At 51.1% G+C, this 15,996-nt stretch carries 15 protein-coding genes; 5 read left to right on the forward strand and 10 right to left on the reverse strand.

The window, feature by feature from the left end:
• Positions 1–20: 20 nt before the first annotated feature.
• Entirely contained in the window at positions 21–797 is a 777-nt protein-coding gene (locus tag V6U78_RS07170) for a motility protein A (RefSeq protein WP_405338896.1), read from the reverse strand.
• A 310-nt stretch (positions 798–1,107) separates the two neighbouring features.
• Here V6U78_RS07170 and V6U78_RS07175 point away from each other — a divergent pair, with 310 nt between their 5' ends.
• Positions 1,108–1,572, forward strand: coding sequence for a c-type cytochrome (locus V6U78_RS07175; RefSeq protein WP_405338898.1), 465 nt, complete (start codon positions 1,108–1,110; stop codon positions 1,570–1,572).
• 132 nt (positions 1,573–1,704) lie between these two features.
• On the opposite strand, the gene V6U78_RS07180 is transcribed toward V6U78_RS07175, so the two are convergent.
• Complete coding sequence (locus tag V6U78_RS07180; RefSeq protein ID WP_405338900.1) at positions 1,705–2,403, reverse strand: cytochrome b/b6 domain-containing protein; 699 nt, start codon at positions 2,401–2,403, stop codon at positions 1,705–1,707.
• 69 nt (positions 2,404–2,472) lie between these two features.
• Between V6U78_RS07180 and pdxH the strand changes: the two genes are divergently transcribed.
• On the forward strand, positions 2,473–3,120 hold the full coding sequence (gene pdxH / locus V6U78_RS07185; protein ID WP_405338902.1) for a pyridoxamine 5'-phosphate oxidase: 648 nt from the start codon (positions 2,473–2,475) through the stop codon (positions 3,118–3,120).
• Between the two features lie 107 nt (positions 3,121–3,227).
• Here pdxH and V6U78_RS07190 read toward each other — a convergent pair whose 3' ends face one another.
• Positions 3,228–5,957 (reverse strand): bifunctional acetate--CoA ligase family protein/GNAT family N-acetyltransferase, encoded by a 2,730-nt coding sequence (locus V6U78_RS07190; protein ID WP_405338904.1) that lies wholly within the window; start codon positions 5,955–5,957, stop codon positions 3,228–3,230.
• Positions 5,958–6,305: 348 nt separating this feature from the next.
• Between V6U78_RS07190 and V6U78_RS07195 the strand changes: the two genes are divergently transcribed.
• A complete protein-coding gene (locus V6U78_RS07195) occupies positions 6,306–7,229 on the forward strand; it encodes a histone deacetylase family protein (protein WP_405338906.1) in 924 nt (307 codons plus the stop codon).
• 106 nt (positions 7,230–7,335) lie between these two features.
• The gene (locus V6U78_RS07200) at positions 7,336–8,886 is read left to right on the forward strand and encodes a sensor domain-containing diguanylate cyclase (RefSeq protein WP_405338908.1); all 1,551 of its coding nucleotides are present in this window, start codon (positions 7,336–7,338) and stop codon (positions 8,884–8,886) included.
• Between the two features lie 94 nt (positions 8,887–8,980).
• Here V6U78_RS07200 and V6U78_RS07205 read toward each other — a convergent pair whose 3' ends face one another.
• From V6U78_RS07205 to V6U78_RS07235, 7 genes are all read right to left on the reverse strand, one after another.
• On the reverse strand, positions 8,981–9,376 hold the full coding sequence (locus tag V6U78_RS07205; RefSeq protein ID WP_405338910.1) for an ectoine synthase: 396 nt from the start codon (positions 9,374–9,376) through the stop codon (positions 8,981–8,983).
• A 99-nt stretch (positions 9,377–9,475) separates the two neighbouring features.
• Complete coding sequence (gene ectB / locus V6U78_RS07210) at positions 9,476–10,771, reverse strand: diaminobutyrate--2-oxoglutarate transaminase (protein ID WP_405338912.1); 1,296 nt, start codon at positions 10,769–10,771, stop codon at positions 9,476–9,478.
• Positions 10,772–10,838: 67 nt separating this feature from the next.
• On the reverse strand, positions 10,839–11,333 hold the full coding sequence (ectA, locus tag V6U78_RS07215) for a diaminobutyrate acetyltransferase (protein WP_405338914.1): 495 nt from the start codon (positions 11,331–11,333) through the stop codon (positions 10,839–10,841).
• 120 nt (positions 11,334–11,453) lie between these two features.
• On the reverse strand, positions 11,454–12,821 hold the full coding sequence (gorA, locus tag V6U78_RS07220) for a glutathione-disulfide reductase (RefSeq protein WP_405338916.1): 1,368 nt from the start codon (positions 12,819–12,821) through the stop codon (positions 11,454–11,456).
• Positions 12,822–12,892: 71 nt separating this feature from the next.
• Positions 12,893–13,402: a cytochrome c gene (locus tag V6U78_RS07225; RefSeq protein WP_405338918.1), complete on the reverse strand. Its 510-nt coding sequence runs from the start codon at positions 13,400–13,402 to the stop codon at positions 12,893–12,895.
• Complete coding sequence (locus V6U78_RS07230; protein ID WP_405338920.1) at positions 13,402–14,586, reverse strand: HD-GYP domain-containing protein; 1,185 nt, start codon at positions 14,584–14,586, stop codon at positions 13,402–13,404. Before V6U78_RS07230 ends, V6U78_RS07225 begins: the two co-directional genes overlap by 1 nt.
• Positions 14,587–14,599: 13 nt before the next feature.
• Positions 14,600–14,944: a hypothetical protein gene (locus V6U78_RS07235; RefSeq protein WP_405338922.1), complete on the reverse strand. Its 345-nt coding sequence runs from the start codon at positions 14,942–14,944 to the stop codon at positions 14,600–14,602.
• 103 nt (positions 14,945–15,047) lie between these two features.
• Here V6U78_RS07235 and V6U78_RS07240 point away from each other — a divergent pair, with 103 nt between their 5' ends.
• Complete coding sequence (locus tag V6U78_RS07240) at positions 15,048–15,896, forward strand: inositol monophosphatase family protein (protein WP_405338924.1); 849 nt, start codon at positions 15,048–15,050, stop codon at positions 15,894–15,896.
• Positions 15,897–15,996: the final 100 nt, after the last annotated feature.

Below are 15,996 nucleotides of genomic sequence, written 5' to 3' on the forward strand. Positions count from 1 at the left end.
GCACCGAATCAAGTCAACCACTACTCGATTTCTTCGGTCATGTTCATGGCACCACGCTGATACTCGGGCAGATAGGTTTCTAGCAATTCATCCAGAACCTGTGGATTCATCCCGTTGTAAATCCCCATCACGGAATCAACAATCAAAGACATGTTATTGCGCAGCTCGTCTGACTTCATTTCCAGCTTGTCCGCGAGCGGAATAAAGATCAGCTGAGCCAAGAGCGAACCATAGAAGGTGGTAATCAGGGCCAAGGCCATACCTGGACCGAGCTTGGTCGGGTCATCAAGGTTGTTCAACATCGCAATCAGACCGATCAGCGTCCCGATCATCCCAAAGGCTGGTGCAAGATCGCCCAATGAACGAAAAACCTTTTCTGCTAAGGATTTGCGCTCCATCGTTAGGATCATTTCTTTTTGCAATACTTCCTGAATAAACTCAGGTGCACTGCCATCCACACACATCTGTACGCCTTTAGCAAAGAAGGCATTATCAATCGGCTCATCTTCCAAGCCCAACAGGCCATTACGGCGCGCAATACGAGACAGGCGGTTAGCCAGGGCGATAATTTCACGTGGGTTGTCATTGCGCTCAAAGAAGGCTGTTAAGCAGCCTTCTTTTAAAGCCACGAGGTAGCTTTGAATCCGGTATTTGATCAAGGCTGCTGAGAAGGCCCCACCGACGACCACCAATAAACTGGGCAAACTCATAAATAGTCCTAAGTCTGCACTGGTGATAATCGCTAAAACCACCAGAGTGAAACCCAGTACCAGGCCAAGCAGCGTAGCAAGATCCATATTGCGATCCTTTAATTAAGACAACAGGTTATGTGAAATGTATATCAGCCGTTCATCATGCGGCGAACCCAGCGCTATAATAGCAGTCCGCAGCCTTTTGAACACCCTTCCCTCTCAGTCTTTTGTCGCGGATATCGTATCTTTGTGTCCAACAGGGCTACACTTGGGCGGCAAAAAATGACACCGAGATACCAAAAAACAGAGCTGTTTTACTGAGTCGGCCATCTTTTGCTGAGCTTTACTTTTTACTGTAAAGTAACTGCATCAGAATCGTCTGATACTCGTTAAAGATGAAGAGAAGGAGAAGTCTATGTTGAAGCAACTAAAAACCTTGGCCGTTGCAGGTCTGATGGGTTTAACTGCAACCAGCGCCCAAGCCAGTGCTTTTGATCCTGAAGATGCAGTCAAATATCGCCAAGCCCTGTACCAAGTAATGAGCGCGCAGATGAATGTTATGGGTGCCATGCTGCAGGGTCGCCAAGAGTTTAGTGCCGAAGCAGTGAATGAGCGTGCACGCAATATCGGGATGGCGGGGAGCCTGCTGGGTGAAACCTATTTCCCGGAAACAGCGGATGTGGATTCTAGCCGCCTGTTGAGCCGTGCCTGGAGTGATATGTCTGGTTTTCAGGCTAAAGGTGCTGAGTTTGGTCAAGCGCTGACAGCACTGATTGAAGCTTCATCACAAGAAGGTTTTGATGTCCGCCAAGCCCGCTCAGCCATTGGTGCTGTACAGCGTGGTTGCCGCAGCTGCCATGATGACTACCGCGCACGTTAATCCCCGCGGTTCATCTGTTAGTTAGAGTGAGCCTCGAAACAGGGTCTGTTCTCAGTCTGTTTCGAGGCTCAGTCTGGTCAAGCTTGAGTTTTTACAGCGATCTCTTGACCTATTTACTGTTGATCAGGCTTCTTAAGCCAAATAGTGAAAAACCAAACCAACACTGGCAAGAGACAAGCCAACGGCCAGCACAAAACGCCACCAAGGGAAGACGACCGGCTGTTGTGCGGCATCCGCCATACCTTCTGCACCCACCTGCTTGCTACCACTAAGCATCGCCCAGACCAGCCCTTCTCCTTTGATCCGATAGACCAGGATCGCGGTTAAATGTAAACCTATCAAGATCAGCAGGTAATCAAAAAAGCGATGATGCCAATCCATCATCCATTGTGCCGTGCTGCTTGAAACATACTGAGACAAGGGACCAGGAAAAATCCAGTCGTTGGTGAAGAGCCCAGTGATCAGCTGAAAACTCAGCGCACTCAGTAGCACCAGCACCATCACGCCCCCCATAGGATTGTGACTAAGATAAACAGGCTTGTTTTGACTGAAGAAGTGGATGAGATACTGCCAAAAGCGCTGCGGTCCGTACAGGAAATGACCAAAGCGCGCATAGGGTGTGCCGATGACGCCCCAGATGAAGCGATACACCAGCATCCCCATCAGAATTTGCGCAAAAATCATATGCACATCAGTATCAATGCGGGTGTACCATAGCGCAAACAGCAGGATGGGTAAGGACCAGTGAAAAACACGGATTGACCAATCCCAGACTTTGACTTTTTGACCTACCTTCTGGGCAGTATCTGCTGCAGAATGGGGCTCAGACATCACAAAACTCCTTTATTGATCGATACTTTAATCACGATTTTAGACATTCTAACGCATGAGGAAAGCCTGATGAACCAAAACCTCGAGGCACTACGTCGCACCTACGATCTCGATAGTTTAGATGAACACAAGGCAGGAGACTGCCCTTTTGCTCTGTTTACCCGCTGGCTGCAAGAGGCGCTGAGCAGTGAAGTGCTCGATCCTAATGCCATGACCGTGACCACAGTGGACGCTGAGGGCCAACCCAAGGCCAGAACACTGCTGCTCAAGGGCTTTTCCGCAGAACAAGGCTGGATCTTTTACACTAACTATTTGAGCGATAAAGGCCGCGAATTGGCCGCGAATCCGCGCTGCAGCCTGCTTTTTTGGTGGGAACAGCAGCAACGCCAAGTGCGGATTGAAGGCCGTGCGATTCAACTCGATCCAGCGCAATCTGAGGCTTATTTTCAAAGTCGTCCGCGCGAAAGCCAGATCGGCGCTTGGGCTTCTGAGCAAAGCCAGGTGATTGCCTCGCGGGCGACCTTGACTGAACGCCAAGCCATGCTCGAAGAACAGTTTAAAGACTGCGCTATTTTGCCACGGCCTGAACACTGGGGTGGTTATCGCATTGAGGCGCAGCGCGTTGAGTTCTGGCAAGGTCAACCCAGCCGCTTGCATGATCGGCTGAACTTTATCCGCACTGAAGATGGTTGGAAACGCGAGCGTCTTGCGCCCTAGTCTCATCACGGCCGATGCAGCAGAGCCGCTGCGCTAAGAAAAGACAAGGCCACCATCCACGCTGAGATGGCGGCCTTGATTGACAAAAATCGAGGAACTTCGGTAGGTTAATCGACAGGATGGGCCAAGCGATGGCGCTGCCATTCATTCGCTGGCTCATTCAGCGGCAACACCGCATCTATCACCTGCTCATCAAGATTATAGGTGCAGCGAAAACCCAGATGCTTCATCAGGCCGCGCATCGGGTGATTTTCGACCATAATCTTGCCGATCATCTCCAGTGTACCCACACTTTTGCTATAGCTGATCAGCTTGTTCATCAACAAGGATCCCAATCCCAATCCCTGCAAATCATCACGAATAATCACTGAAAACTCAGTGCGGATATTGTCTGGATCAGTCCAGATCCTTGAAACACCCAGGATTTCTTGGGTGCCATCTGCCAGTGTTTCTTCGGCAATAAAGGCCATCTGACGATCATAGTTGATCTGGGTCAGCAAGGAGAGATCACGCTTGGTGAGGTCGGATTTATTATGGAAGTAGCGAAAACGTATGCTTTCTTCTGATAAACGACTGTGAAAACGCAATAACGCCACCGCATCTTCGCCACGAATCGGCCGCACCTCGACCTGCCGCCCATCCTTGAGTGTGACTTGTTTTCGCAAGTCTTCTGGATAAGGCATGATGGCATGATAAGCTGGTTCCCCAAGATCACACTGAATATCGATGGCCATCAAACCATCACGATTCAGCAGCAGCGGATTGATCTCGAGTCCTTTTAACAAGGGCACATCCGAGCAAAGCTGGCTCAGTTTGACCAGCAGCTCTGCCAAGCGCTGTAAATCTCGCTCAGCATGGGCTGAATGCCCTGAAATCAGCTGACCCGCATGGCTACTATGTATGAGATGCATTGCCAGAGTCATATTCAATGGCGGCAAGGCCACCTGACGATCGATCAGAATATTGACCTTATAGCCGCCAATACCAAACAGAATCACTGGCCCAAAAACTGGATCGCGTGTAATACCCACGTTGAGCTGCATCGAGTGCTTGCCACGCTGCATCGGCTGCAAGACAAAATCATGGAATTGGCTTTCTGGAAACTTCTCTTGCACCTTATCAGCCAAGCGCAGTGCACCTAAGCGTACATCTTCGGCGCTTTCTAAATCATGTAACAAGCCCGCTGAGATTTTATGTGGGTGCTTGCGGTAATGAAATGGATAGCAGTTGGTTGTGTGATTGATCTTTAATGCCTTCGGGCCAGCAATCGCTTCCGCCAGTTCGGCAATCTGCTCAGGTGTTTGTGCATAGGCGGTTGGCGCAACATCGATCCCATAGGCTTCCAGCACGAGTTTGGTTTCTTGATGGGTCAGATAACCCCGCCCTTGTGCTGCCACCTCGCTGACCAGCTGCTGGGCTGAGGCCCGAGCCTCTTTCGCCGTATTAAAGGCCAGGGTTGGCGGCGTTTCCTGCAAGAGCTGCTGATTGCGCTGGTAGTTCACCAGATGCATAAACGCTTGTACTGCCTTCTCTGGCGACAGATAGGTCGGAATACCGGCCAGATTGAACTCATGACGTGCGGGAAAGGCATGATTCAGCCCCATCCAGCTGGTCAGCAGATTGCGCTTAAAGGTTTTTTTGTTGGCGATCAGCGCCAAGGCCGTGGCCTCACTGGGGGCCAACCGTGTCGGTGCATGAACCACCAGCACAGCATCCACGCCAGGATCTTCACTGATGATCTGAATGGCTTCAACAAACATCTGCGGTGTCGCCCCGCCACCAATATCTAAAGGGTTAGAGCGCGGCTGATCTGTTGGCAGCCAGTCTTGTAAACGCTGGGTGGTGCTCGCGCTCAACTGGGCCAGCTGCCCGCCTTGGTGAATCAAACGATCCACGGCCAGCATACTGGGGCCGAGGCCATTACTGATAATCGCGAGACGATCACCGCGCACTGGCCGCATCCGTGTCAAGGTTTCTAAAGCATCAAACAATTCTTCACTGTTATCGACCCGCACCATACCGGCGCGTGAAAAGGCCGCATCATAAACAGGATCACGATTGGGTAAACCGGGGGTGATCAATAAAGGGTCGCCCTGCGCCTCAGGCGTACGACCCGATTTGATCGCCAGAACCAGCTTATTGCGCGAGGCCTCACGCACAGCGGTCATAAAGTGGCGACAATCCGGCAGGTGTTCGAGATGTAACAAGATCGCCTGCGCACCGGTATAGCGATTAATGTAATCGATCACATCGGCAAGCCTGACATCCACGCTATTGCCCAGCGTGACTAAATGAGAGAAGCCGATGCCTCGACCATTGGCCCAGTCGATAATGGCATTGCCGAGCATCCCAGATTGGCCGATATAGGCAACCTTGCCAGATTTAATATTCTGCGGGGCGTAGCTGGCATTGAGTTTACGCGCTGGCACCAAAATGCCCATGCACTCAGGGCCCATCACGCGAATCCCTGACTTTTGGGCCGCCTCCAGAAGATGTTCGCGATAGTTGGTCGCACGCTGTCCTTGGCCTGATGTCAGCACCAAAGCGGCCTTCACACCAAAATGTCCTAAGGCCTCAACCACGCCAGGAGCTTCACTGGCAGGCGTACAGACCACCGCTAAATCAGGAACCTCGGGAAGATCCTCTACAGACAGATAACAGGGGCAGCCATGCACCTCGCCATAATCCTTGGCATTCACCACCCAGATACGACCGGCAAACTGAGCCTCCAGCAGATTGACGACCACCTGCCCACCGAGGCTAAAGTTTTTCTCTGATGCGCCAATAACCGCAAGAGAGCGCGGCTCAAAGAAGTAGCGTAAAAAACGGGTACTCATCCAACACCTCCGATCAAGAATGACAGGCCACGCGATTAGCCTGTTTCTCTAAGGAGCCTCTGATTAACGTCATGAGCGCAGGTCAGGCAAGGCGAAATTGGACGAAAAAGCGGAGTTTACATGGAGTAAATGAGCATTTTGAGACCAATTTCAACGCAGCATCACCCAGCGCAGTAGTGAATCAGAGGTTTCCTAAGACGTTCGCCCAGTATCCAGCAACTGTGTGCCAGTTTAAACTAATATTGACTCATTAAGCTGTTCTTTTGATCAACAAAAGTGGGCAATCAGGCGGCAAGGACTGCATGAACTTGTCTTGAGTCAACCATCGATTATTTAGGGCCAGAGCCAATGATCACCTCTTTTATTACGCATCCAGATTGCGCACTGCATGATATGGGACCTTGGCATCCAGAGAATCCCCTGCGTTTAAATGCCATAGTGGATCAGCTGATGCTCAGCGGCTTAATGAATCAACTGCTGCAATATAAGGCGAAGCCAGTGACTGAAGAGCAGCTGTGTCGTGTGCATCCGCGCGCTCACCTGCGTTCTTTAGAGCTCAGCTTGCCACAAGAGGGCTTTACTGCCATCGAAGATGAGACACTGCTCGCACCCCGCTCTCTTGAGGCCGCAGCGATTGCCGCCGGCGCAGTCATTAAAGGTGTCGATCAGATCTTTAAGAATCAAGCCGATAATGTGTTTTGTGCTGTACGCCCACCAGGCCATCATGCAGAGAAGGTCGAGAGTATGGGCTTTTGCTTTTATAACAATGTCGCCGTCGGCGCGCTGCATGCACTTGAGGTGTATGGGCTTGAACGCGTGGCTATAGTGGATTTTGATGTGCACCACGGCAATGGCACTGTCGATATTTTTCGCAATGATCCGCGCGTCTTAGTGTGTTCGAGCTTTCAGCACCCCTTTTACCCTTGGCGCTATGCTGATCTGAACGCAGAGCACATCATCAATACGCCACTGGATGCCCACACAGCCAGCTTGGCATTTCGTAAGCAGATCGAGGCTTCTTGGCTCCCTGCACTGCAAAAATTCAAACCACAACTGATTCTGGTCTCGGCTGGCTTTGATGCTCACCGTGAAGATCCAATGGGCGAGCTCGACCTTGAAGATGATGATTACTATTGGATTACCCAGCTGCTAATGGATCAAGCCCAGGCGCACAGCGGCGGTCGTCTGGTTTCAGTACTGGAAGGAGGCTATGAGCTGGCACCGCTTGCGCGCTCAGTGCATCGACATATCGAAGCATTACAAGGCCTCTGAGAGCGACATCAGGATCTCTTTTCTGCACTTAGTGTGCCAAGGGATTCAGCTTAGTCAGCAATGATGTATAATCGCGCATGAAATCCTTCATTATCGGTTAAATTGCATGCCTTTATCTGCTCAGCGGATGCTTCCTCCTACTCTTGCGCAGCGTTTGGAACACTGCACGAGCCTGCCATCACTCCCTGCCATCGTGCTGAAAGTGATCGAGCTGGCACGGACACCCTCGACAGGAAGTCAAAACCTCGCAGATACCTTAGCGCAGGACCCTTCCTTATGCGCCAAGATTCTTTCGGTTGCCAACTCCAGCTTTTATGGCGGCCATCCATTGAAATCGATCCTACAAGCTGTGAACCGGATCGGTGTTGAAGGTGCGCTATCGCTGGCCTTGAGCTTTGGCTTAGTGCGCTCTGGCTATGCAACGCATAACGGCATGGATCTTGATTCATTTTGGAAGCGTGCCCTTTTAAGCGGCTTGGCTGTGCGCGAACTGAAGAAAACGCTACGCCAACCCTTTGATGTCGAAACTGTCTATATTGCTGCGGTCATGCAGGATATAGGTATGCTGGCGCTGAACGAAATTGATGCTGATATCTATGGCGTCATCTTCCATAGCGCACGATCCCATCGCCAATTGGCCTCCTTTGAAGAAAGAGAGTTTCAAACTCAGCATGCGCAAGTTGGTGCATGGCTTGGCGCACGCTGGGGATTACCCAGCCTCTATACGCGACTAATTGAACAAAGCCATGCCTTGCCAAAAGAAATCGATAAAAAAGACATCAATCTGCGCGTACTGGCTTTATCTGGCCTGCTGGCCGATACCTGGCTCAGCTCTAATCGTGAAATCGCTATGACACTCGCCTTCCAAGCGAGTCAGGATTATCTCCAGCTTGATGAACAAAGCTTTGCCCATCTGCTGCTGCGCTTACAAGAAGCCCTTCCCGAACTGGCACGCCTTTTTCAAGTGAAAGCGCCTGAAAAACTGGACACCTTCCAGCTGCTTCAAGATGCTAAAAGCATTCTAGTGGAGCGTAACTTGAAGATGATTCAAAAGGTCGCCCAGCAGCAGCAAGAGCTTGATGCGCTACGCCGCCAATCTCAGCAGTTACAAGAACAGCTCAAGCGTGATCCGCTGACTGGCATTTTTAATCGTCAGTATATTGATCGCCTATTGAATGAGTACTTTAAGCGGGTTGAGCAAGGCCAAGAGCATGCGCTGGCAGTCATCTTTATTGATCTGGATTATTTCAAGACGCTCAATGATCAGTATGGCCACGCGCTTGGCGATAGTGCCTTAAAAGCCTTTGCCAGCCTGTTAGAACAGGAAGTCCCGCGCGGTGCCAGCGTAGGGCGCTATGGTGGCGAAGAGTTTTTGGTCTTGATGCCCAGTGTACATCTGGATGTGGCGACTCAGTTTGCGCGCCATTTACAAAACTATCTAGCGACCACGCCTCTGCTTAGTCATCAGCAGCAAGACTTGTATATTTCGGCATCAATGGGTATCGCTTTTCATACCCTCGCCAGCCATGCTCGCTTTGAAGACGCAGAGGCGCTGATCAATACCGCAGATCAGACCATGTATCAGGCAAAACGGTCTGGACGAAATCGCATTCTGATTTTTCGTGGCGATCGTATTGATGATCTCTCGGATCGTTGAGTGTGCACGCAAAGCGACCTAGCTCAATACAAAAAAACGCGCTATAAAAAGCGCGTTTCTTATTTGTCGCTTACAGATCTTAGCAACGCATCAATCAGGCTTCATCAGCTGGCGCATAGGAGCCATCAGCACGGTGCTTTTCAGTGCCTGTAATGGCAGGATAAAAGACACAGGCCAGCTCCATGGTTTTGTGTGCACGCAGCAGATGCTGATCATGCTGATCCAGAATATACACATCACCTGGCTTGATCGGCCAGATCTTGCCATCCGCGACGGTTTCAACCTCACCCTCACCTGAAATACAGTAGACTGTTTCAAGGTGATGCTTGTAGTGAATCGGCGTTTCCGTGCCCTCATAAATCCGCGTGATATGAAAAGAGTGATGCATCCCATCATCAGCCAGCACCAAGCGAGTGCTGTCCCAGTTGCCATTTTCCGCCACAACAAGGCGATCCGTTTGGCGTGCTGCTTCTAAATTACGAACAATCATCTTTTAATCCTTAAAATCTTTTGCTGAAGACTCAATCTGGGCTTCAACCTGACCTTTTCTCAGGCCAGGTTCACCACATCGTGCAGGAAGACCTGCACTTTAAGCGGCTTGGGATTTTTCGCTGAGCACAGCGCGCAGGCAGCTTTCCAGAATATCCAAGCCTTGGTTGAGTTCATCATCGGTAATCAGCAAGGAGCAGAGGCACTTGAGCACCTGCCCGCTGGGACCACAGGTTTCAATCACGAGTCCTTTTTCAAAGCACTGCGCCACAATCTCATCTGCCAGCTCACCATCAACAATATCCAAGCCGCGCATCAGGCCACGTCCGCGTTCTTCTGCTTGGATACCCGCCTCTTGGCACACACGGGCCATTTGTTTAAAGCGATACTCAACGATCTTGCCCTTGCGCGTGACTTCTTTTTCAAGATGATCATTGGTCCAGTATTCGCGCATGGCCGCTACAGAAGTCACGAAGGCCAGGTTATTACCACGGAAAGTGCCGTTGTACTCACCGGGCTTCCATTGATCAAGATCGCGACGCATAAACACGGCCGCGAAAGGCAAACCATAGCCAGAAAGTGATTTAGAGGTTGTCACTACATCTGGTTTAATCCCCGCTTCTTCAAAGCTGAAATACTTACCTGTCCGGCCACAACCTGACTGAATATCATCCACAATCAGCAAGATGCCATGCTTGCGGCAAATCTTTTCTATGCCTTGTAACCAAACCTTTGATGCGACGTTGATACCGCCCTCGCCCTGCACAGTTTCCAGTAAGATAGCGGCTGGATAATCAACACCACTGGAGTTATCGGTCAGGGTTTTCTCAAGATAAGCCAAGCTGGAGGAATCACCATCCATATAGCCACAGTAGGGTAAGAAGGACACCCCCTGAGTGGGCATCGCCGCAGCATGACGGAACTTGCTGTTCGCTGTGGTCGCCAAAGCCCCTAGCGTGACACCGTGAAAGGCATTGGTGAAAGAGATGACATTGGTGCGCCCCGTAGCGTTACGCACAATGCGCAAGGCCGCTTCAATCGCATTAGTGCCGGTTGGGCCACAGAACTGCACCTTGTAATCCAGACCGCGCGGTTTAAAGATCACTTCTTCAAGGGTTTCCAAAAATTCGCGCTTGGCCGCTGTCCACATATCCAGACCATGGGTGATGCCATCATCCATCATATAGTCGAGCAGCACTTTTTTAAGCTTAGGATTATTGTGGCCATAGTTCAGCGTACCCGCACCGGCTAGAAAATCGATATATTCGCGATCTTGCTCATCATAGAGCTTGGCACCCTTGGCACGCTTAAAGACAGTTGGAAAAGAGCGGCTATAGGTGCGCACTTCAGATTCAAGGCGCTCGAGTGATTCGGTATTGTGTGTCGTGTGAGTCATCGGATTTTCCTTTCTTATCAATGAGTTTATTCTGAGAAATGCTTTATTGGCTGGCTGATCTCATCGTTCAAGATTCAGGCCAAGGACCAATACGCACCAGATGCTCAGCCAGATGCTCACCACCGAGCTGCTGCTGACTAAACATCACTGATTCGGTTAAAGGGGCACCCTGTTCACGCGCCAAAGCACGAAAAAGAGCCCAGGAAGCGGTGTTATCTGGCGTAATGGTGGTTTCTAAAAAACGTGTTTTGGCCAGCGCAGGCCGCTGGAGCAGCTGTTCAATCAGACGACGAGCATAACCCTGGCCTCTGAGCTTCTCGCCTATCGCCACCTGCCAAAGAAAAAAGGTGTCGGCTTGTTGTGGGTGCAGATAACCAGAAACAAAGCCTTCGACCTGGCCCTCGTATTCAACAAGCAGGCAGGTGGGAGCAAAGTGAGTGGACTGCAAAAGATAAAGATAAGCGGAGTTCAGATCTAAAGGAGGGCAGCGCTGGATCAGCTGATAGATGGCGTAACCATCATCGGCGATAGGGTGACGTACAACAAGTTGAGAAGCATCCATCGGTTTCTGTCTCTGTCCAAAGATGCCTCTATCTTAGCAGACTGAGATCAGAAATCAAATTTGCCATTATGGATAGCGGCCGTAACCATAATTTAATATTATGAATACGGCCGCAGCACCCTAGCTACGCGTGACCTGACGCAAAGTAACCAGCTCTTCAGCCGAAGTAGGATGGATTCCAAGCGTGGCATCAAAATCAGCTTTGGTGAGTCCTGCTTTGACGGCTATCCCTATGCCTTGCACGATTTCACCCGCATCAGATCCCACCACATGACAGCCAACAACACGATCGCTGGCCGCATCCACAATCAACTTCATCATGCAACGTCCTGGATTGCCCGAAAGGGTATTGCGCATCGGCTTAAACTCAGTGACAAAAACGCGCACACCAGCATATTGAGCACGCGCGGCTTCTTCACTCAAGCCCACAGTGCCGATATTCGGATGGCAAAAGACCGCTGTTGGAATCGATTGATAATCCATCTTTTTCGGTGCTTGACCACTGTAGAGGTTATGCACCAGCACCATGGCCTCAGCCAGTGCAACAGGCGTAAGCTGCGGCCCACCCGTGACATCACCCAGCGCATAAATGCTGGGCACGGAGGTACAAAAGTGCTCATCGACAGGGATTTCACCCGCTGCGTTTACCTCGATACCGACAGTCTCCAAACCTAAACCTTCGGTATGACCACGACGGCCTGTGGCGCACAACACCTGATCCACTTCAAGCTGGCGACCACTGGATAGCGTGACCAACAGCCCTGTGGCTTGACGCTCAATGCGGGTGATCTCTTCCTTCAGTGCCAGCTGTACGCCAGTTTGGGCGATCTGCGCCTGCGTAAAGGCGGCAATTTCTTGATCAAATCCACGTAGAATCTGCTCACCGCGATAGACCAGCGTGGTTTCGGCACCCAATCCATGAAAGATCGATGCAAATTCGACAGCAATATAACCACCGCCATACACTAGAAAGCGCTGCGGAAACTCCGCTAGATCAAAAATCTGGTTCGAATCAATACACAGATCAGCCCCTTCAAAATCAGGAATAAAAGGCCAAGCCCCCGTGGCGAGTAGAAGGCGCTCAGCACGAAAAACCTGCTCGCCAACAGCGACTTGGTGCGGCCCAAGTACACGGCCTCGTCCATGAATCCGCTGCACACCGCTTTGATCGAGTAACTTGTTATAGATCCCATTCAGACGCTGAATCTCTGTGGCGCGCGCATCACGCAATTGTGGCCAGTGAAAACTGGGTGTTTTTTCTAGCTGCCATCCATAACCTGCTGCATCAGCAAAGTCCTGCGCAAAATGGGCTGCATAGCTATAAAGCTTCTTGGGCACACAGCCCACATTGACGCAGGTGCCGCCCCAGTAGCGATCTTCAATAATCCCCACGCGCACACCCTGTGCTGCAGCGGTTCTGGCGGCACGTACCCCACCGGAGCCTGCGCCAATCACCAATAAATCAAAATCATATTCTGCTGTTGTCATAACCACCTCAATCAAGAAAAACGCCGCCCATAAGGAGCGGCGCTGGAGAAAAAATCGGGGAAAAGCGCCAATTAGCGCCGATAACGAAAGGGATCATGGCAGCGTCGGCAGCTTTGTGCAGTGCGATCAATGCGATGTCCGGCATCCGTCAATCGTGCTTGACGTAATAAAGCTTGAATCTCTTCAAGGTTATCCAAAAACTCATCCATTAAAAAATCATAGCGTGCCTTGCGTGACCAGATTTCAGGACGTGCTCGACTAAAAGGAATAACCTGACGCGGTGTTTCTGCTTCAAACAAGCCAGGTAACTGATAAGCCAGTTGAACGAGCTGATCAGCATAGACCAGTGCCCCCTGATGATCTTGGCTGCGCTGGTTCACAACCTTAAAACGCAGTGCGCGAAAGAGCTGATCGATTTCATCAAAAGCATCAATGCGCTGTTGCACTTCAGCAGCCAGCACAGCACGCTCATCAGCCCTTGCTTGGGTGAAGCCCCAGAAGAGCACAGCGGCCAGAAGCAGCATCCAAGATGGCCAGGCCGAGTTTCCTATCGCAGTCTCTTGCCCCTGCCTTGCCATCATCAGCTGACCCTCCGTAGCTTGATCCCCCACAAGAGAGTAGGATTAAAGCGCGGCCAGTCCTGCGGATTTAAATGCCCAATGATATTGTATTGATACTCGCTGGTTTTTCTTTGCTGTAAGCGCATAAATAGCTCTCCTCGCTCGTCCATCACACTGGTGACCACGGGGGCTTTTTGATCGCTGGTACGCCTGATCACGATGCCTTGCTCACCATTGCGTAGCCGCACACCCGCACCGGGGGGATACAAGCCCAGCTCATTCAAAAACACCATACTCAGCTTGGGATCAAACTGCTGTCCACGCTCAAGGAAGATGGAGCGCAGGCTTTGCTGGGCGCTCATTCCAGGACGGTGTGGCCGGCCGCTGACTAAAGCTGAGTACACATCGCCCAAGGCAACAATTCTGGCCTCTGGGCGAATCTGGTTGCCTTTCAAACCCTTGGGGTAACCAGTGCCGTTATTTTTTTCATGGTGTTGAAACACCACCTGAAGCCATAAGGGATCTTTCACTCCAGCCGCAGAAAGTAGCTTCACGCCTTCTAAGGGATGCTGGTGTACCAATTCCCACTGACGTGGTGTCAGCGGCTCACGCTGTGCATGCAAGCGCATTTGGTAGGCATTCATGCCCACATTTTGCGTTAAGGCACCGGCCAGCATAGAAAGCTGAATATTTTGCGGCACTTGGAGCTTTTTCGCGATCAAAGCCGCCATGATCGTGACATGCAAGGGATGCTGAATAATATAAGGATGCTCGCGATTCAGATGCACGGCACCCAGCACAGCATCAGCATCCAGTTTGACTAATCCCTGAATGCTGGTCGCCAGATCATAGATCTTACGTTCGACTTCGCCAGGTTTGACGCACTGGCGCTCAATCCGTTCAAAAATAGCCTGGAGCTGATAGCCTAACTCGTCTAGCTCAGCAAAAGGATTGACATCTTCCTGAAAGCGAACTGGCTGCGGCTGGTCAGCAGGTGGCGCTTCTTCGCCCGGCGTGGTCACTGTGGCCGGATCTCTTTCTCGATGCCCTTGACTGAGCAGATTGTCTAGCTTGCGCGGATTATCCACCAGCGCGCCTTCTTTCATCATCAGCTGTCCAGAAGCGGTAAAGACCGTCCAAGGGAGCTTCATGCCCAGCTCGATTTCGCCTTCTTCAAGCGGAAAAAGTGCTTGCTGCTTACTCATTCACGGCCCTCTTTTATTCTGCTTGATGGCTCTCACGCGATGGCTGGCGTTGCGCTTCCTGCCAAGCTTCTAAACTTGGATAGCCCGCCTCGAAAGCGCGCTGCTCTAAGATCTCGCCATGGCGACCAATAAAAGCAAACAAGGCGATCACCAATAGGCAGAGGGTGACGCCAACATGCAGTAATGGCATGGGTGGCAGATTAAGGCGCTGCATCATGGCCTGACGACTGGGTGGCCACCACAAAAAGCCCACCAAAGCCAGCATCAAGCCTGTCAGCAGATAAAAACCCGTGAGCCAAAAGCCAACCAAAATCAAACTACAACCCAAAAACCAGCCTAAACCATCTGTCCACTTCATTGTTTTGATTCCAGCTCCAGCAAGTAAGGTTGAAGAGTGCTAGACTCTTTCGGTGACACGGCATCAGTGCCGCTTTTTTCAGTCTACCAGAGAAGGAGCCTAAGTGAACCTGATCTCCGCCTTCACGGCATCCCATCCTTTTAGTGAAGAACAAGTTTTAGCCCGTCATCAAAAAGCTTTAGAGCTGGCCCGCTTAGCCGGTGAGCAGCTAATCGCGGCTCGTGCCAGTGGCCAATTCTCGACTGAGTTTAAAGACCATCACGAACTGGTGACCAGCTGCGATCAACAGGTTGATGCTTTCTTGACCCAGGCCTTGCAAGCCGCCTTTCCTGAAGATGTCATTTTAAGCGAAGAATTGGCACCCGATACACAAGCGGCTGAAGCGGCTGAGGCCTTGTGGATTCTGGACCCGATTGATGGCACGGTGAATTTTGCGCATGGACAGGTACATGTGGCGGTATCAATCGGTTTTTATCATCGAGGCCAACCCCTGATCGGCGTGGTGCATGCGCCCTTTTTGCAAGAGACCTACACCGCCATACGCGGCCAGGGTGCCTTTTTAAATGGTGAACCTATCGCTGTTTCTGGGCTCAGCCATTTTCGCAACGCCTTGATTGCAACAGGTTTCCCCTATGAAAAATCGCAACTTTCTCATTTAATCAACCGCTTGGCTTATCTCCTTCCTGAATGTCAGGATATCCGTCGCTGCGGCTCTGCTGCGCTGGATCTTTGCCATGTTGCCCAAGGACGCTTGGATGGCTATTACGAGAGCCTGAGTTTATGGGATTTTGCGGCGGCGATCTTGATTGCCGAAGAAGCGGGAGCCAAGCTGGCTCACCTTTATCCTGATCCACATCGCAGTTTTTACCTGGATACACGTGATTGGGTGGTCAGCACACCGGATATTCATCAGGATTTAATCGAACTCTTACTTGAGGCAGATGCGCCTTAACCCCTATTCATTCAAGGCGTCTCACCATTAAAGGCGCGCCCCCATAAAAAGTGCCCAGTCCAAGGGCACTCTAGCATCAGGTACACCTGCTCATTATCGC

Source organism: Marinospirillum alkalitolerans (assembly GCF_045055655.1).
GTDB classification, from domain to species: domain Bacteria; phylum Pseudomonadota; class Gammaproteobacteria; order Pseudomonadales; family Halomonadaceae; genus Marinospirillum; species Marinospirillum alkalitolerans.

Bases quoted from the DNA above. Each gene is read 5' to 3' on its own strand.
- V6U78_RS07195 (WP_405338906.1), top strand. From the start codon at position 6,306: ATGATCACCTCTTTTATTACGCATCCAGATTGCGCACTGCATGATATG.
- V6U78_RS07190 (WP_405338904.1), bottom strand. From the start codon at position 5,957: ATGAGTACCCGTTTTTTACGCTACTTCTTTGAGCCGCGCTCTCTTGCG.
- V6U78_RS07230 (WP_405338920.1), bottom strand. From the start codon at position 14,586: ATGAGTAAGCAGCAAGCACTTTTTCCGCTTGAAGAAGGCGAAATCGAG.
- gorA (WP_405338916.1), bottom strand. From the start codon at position 12,821: ATGACAACAGCAGAATATGATTTTGATTTATTGGTGATTGGCGCAGGC.
- V6U78_RS07200 (WP_405338908.1), top strand. From the start codon at position 7,336: ATGCCTTTATCTGCTCAGCGGATGCTTCCTCCTACTCTTGCGCAGCGT.
- V6U78_RS07180 (WP_405338900.1), bottom strand. From the start codon at position 2,403: ATGTCTGAGCCCCATTCTGCAGCAGATACTGCCCAGAAGGTAGGTCAA.
- ectB (WP_405338912.1), bottom strand. From the start codon at position 10,771: ATGACTCACACGACACACAATACCGAATCACTCGAGCGCCTTGAATCT.
- V6U78_RS07205 (WP_405338910.1), bottom strand. From the start codon at position 9,376: ATGATTGTTCGTAATTTAGAAGCAGCACGCCAAACGGATCGCCTTGTT.
- pdxH (WP_405338902.1), top strand. From the start codon at position 2,473: ATGAACCAAAACCTCGAGGCACTACGTCGCACCTACGATCTCGATAGT.
- V6U78_RS07235 (WP_405338922.1), bottom strand. From the start codon at position 14,944: ATGAAGTGGACAGATGGTTTAGGCTGGTTTTTGGGTTGTAGTTTGATT.
- ectA (WP_405338914.1), bottom strand. From the start codon at position 11,333: ATGGATGCTTCTCAACTTGTTGTACGTCACCCTATCGCCGATGATGGT.
- V6U78_RS07225 (WP_405338918.1), bottom strand. From the start codon at position 13,402: ATGATGGCAAGGCAGGGGCAAGAGACTGCGATAGGAAACTCGGCCTGG.
- V6U78_RS07170 (WP_405338896.1), bottom strand. From the start codon at position 797: ATGGATCTTGCTACGCTGCTTGGCCTGGTACTGGGTTTCACTCTGGTG.
- V6U78_RS07175 (WP_405338898.1), top strand. From the start codon at position 1,108: ATGTTGAAGCAACTAAAAACCTTGGCCGTTGCAGGTCTGATGGGTTTA.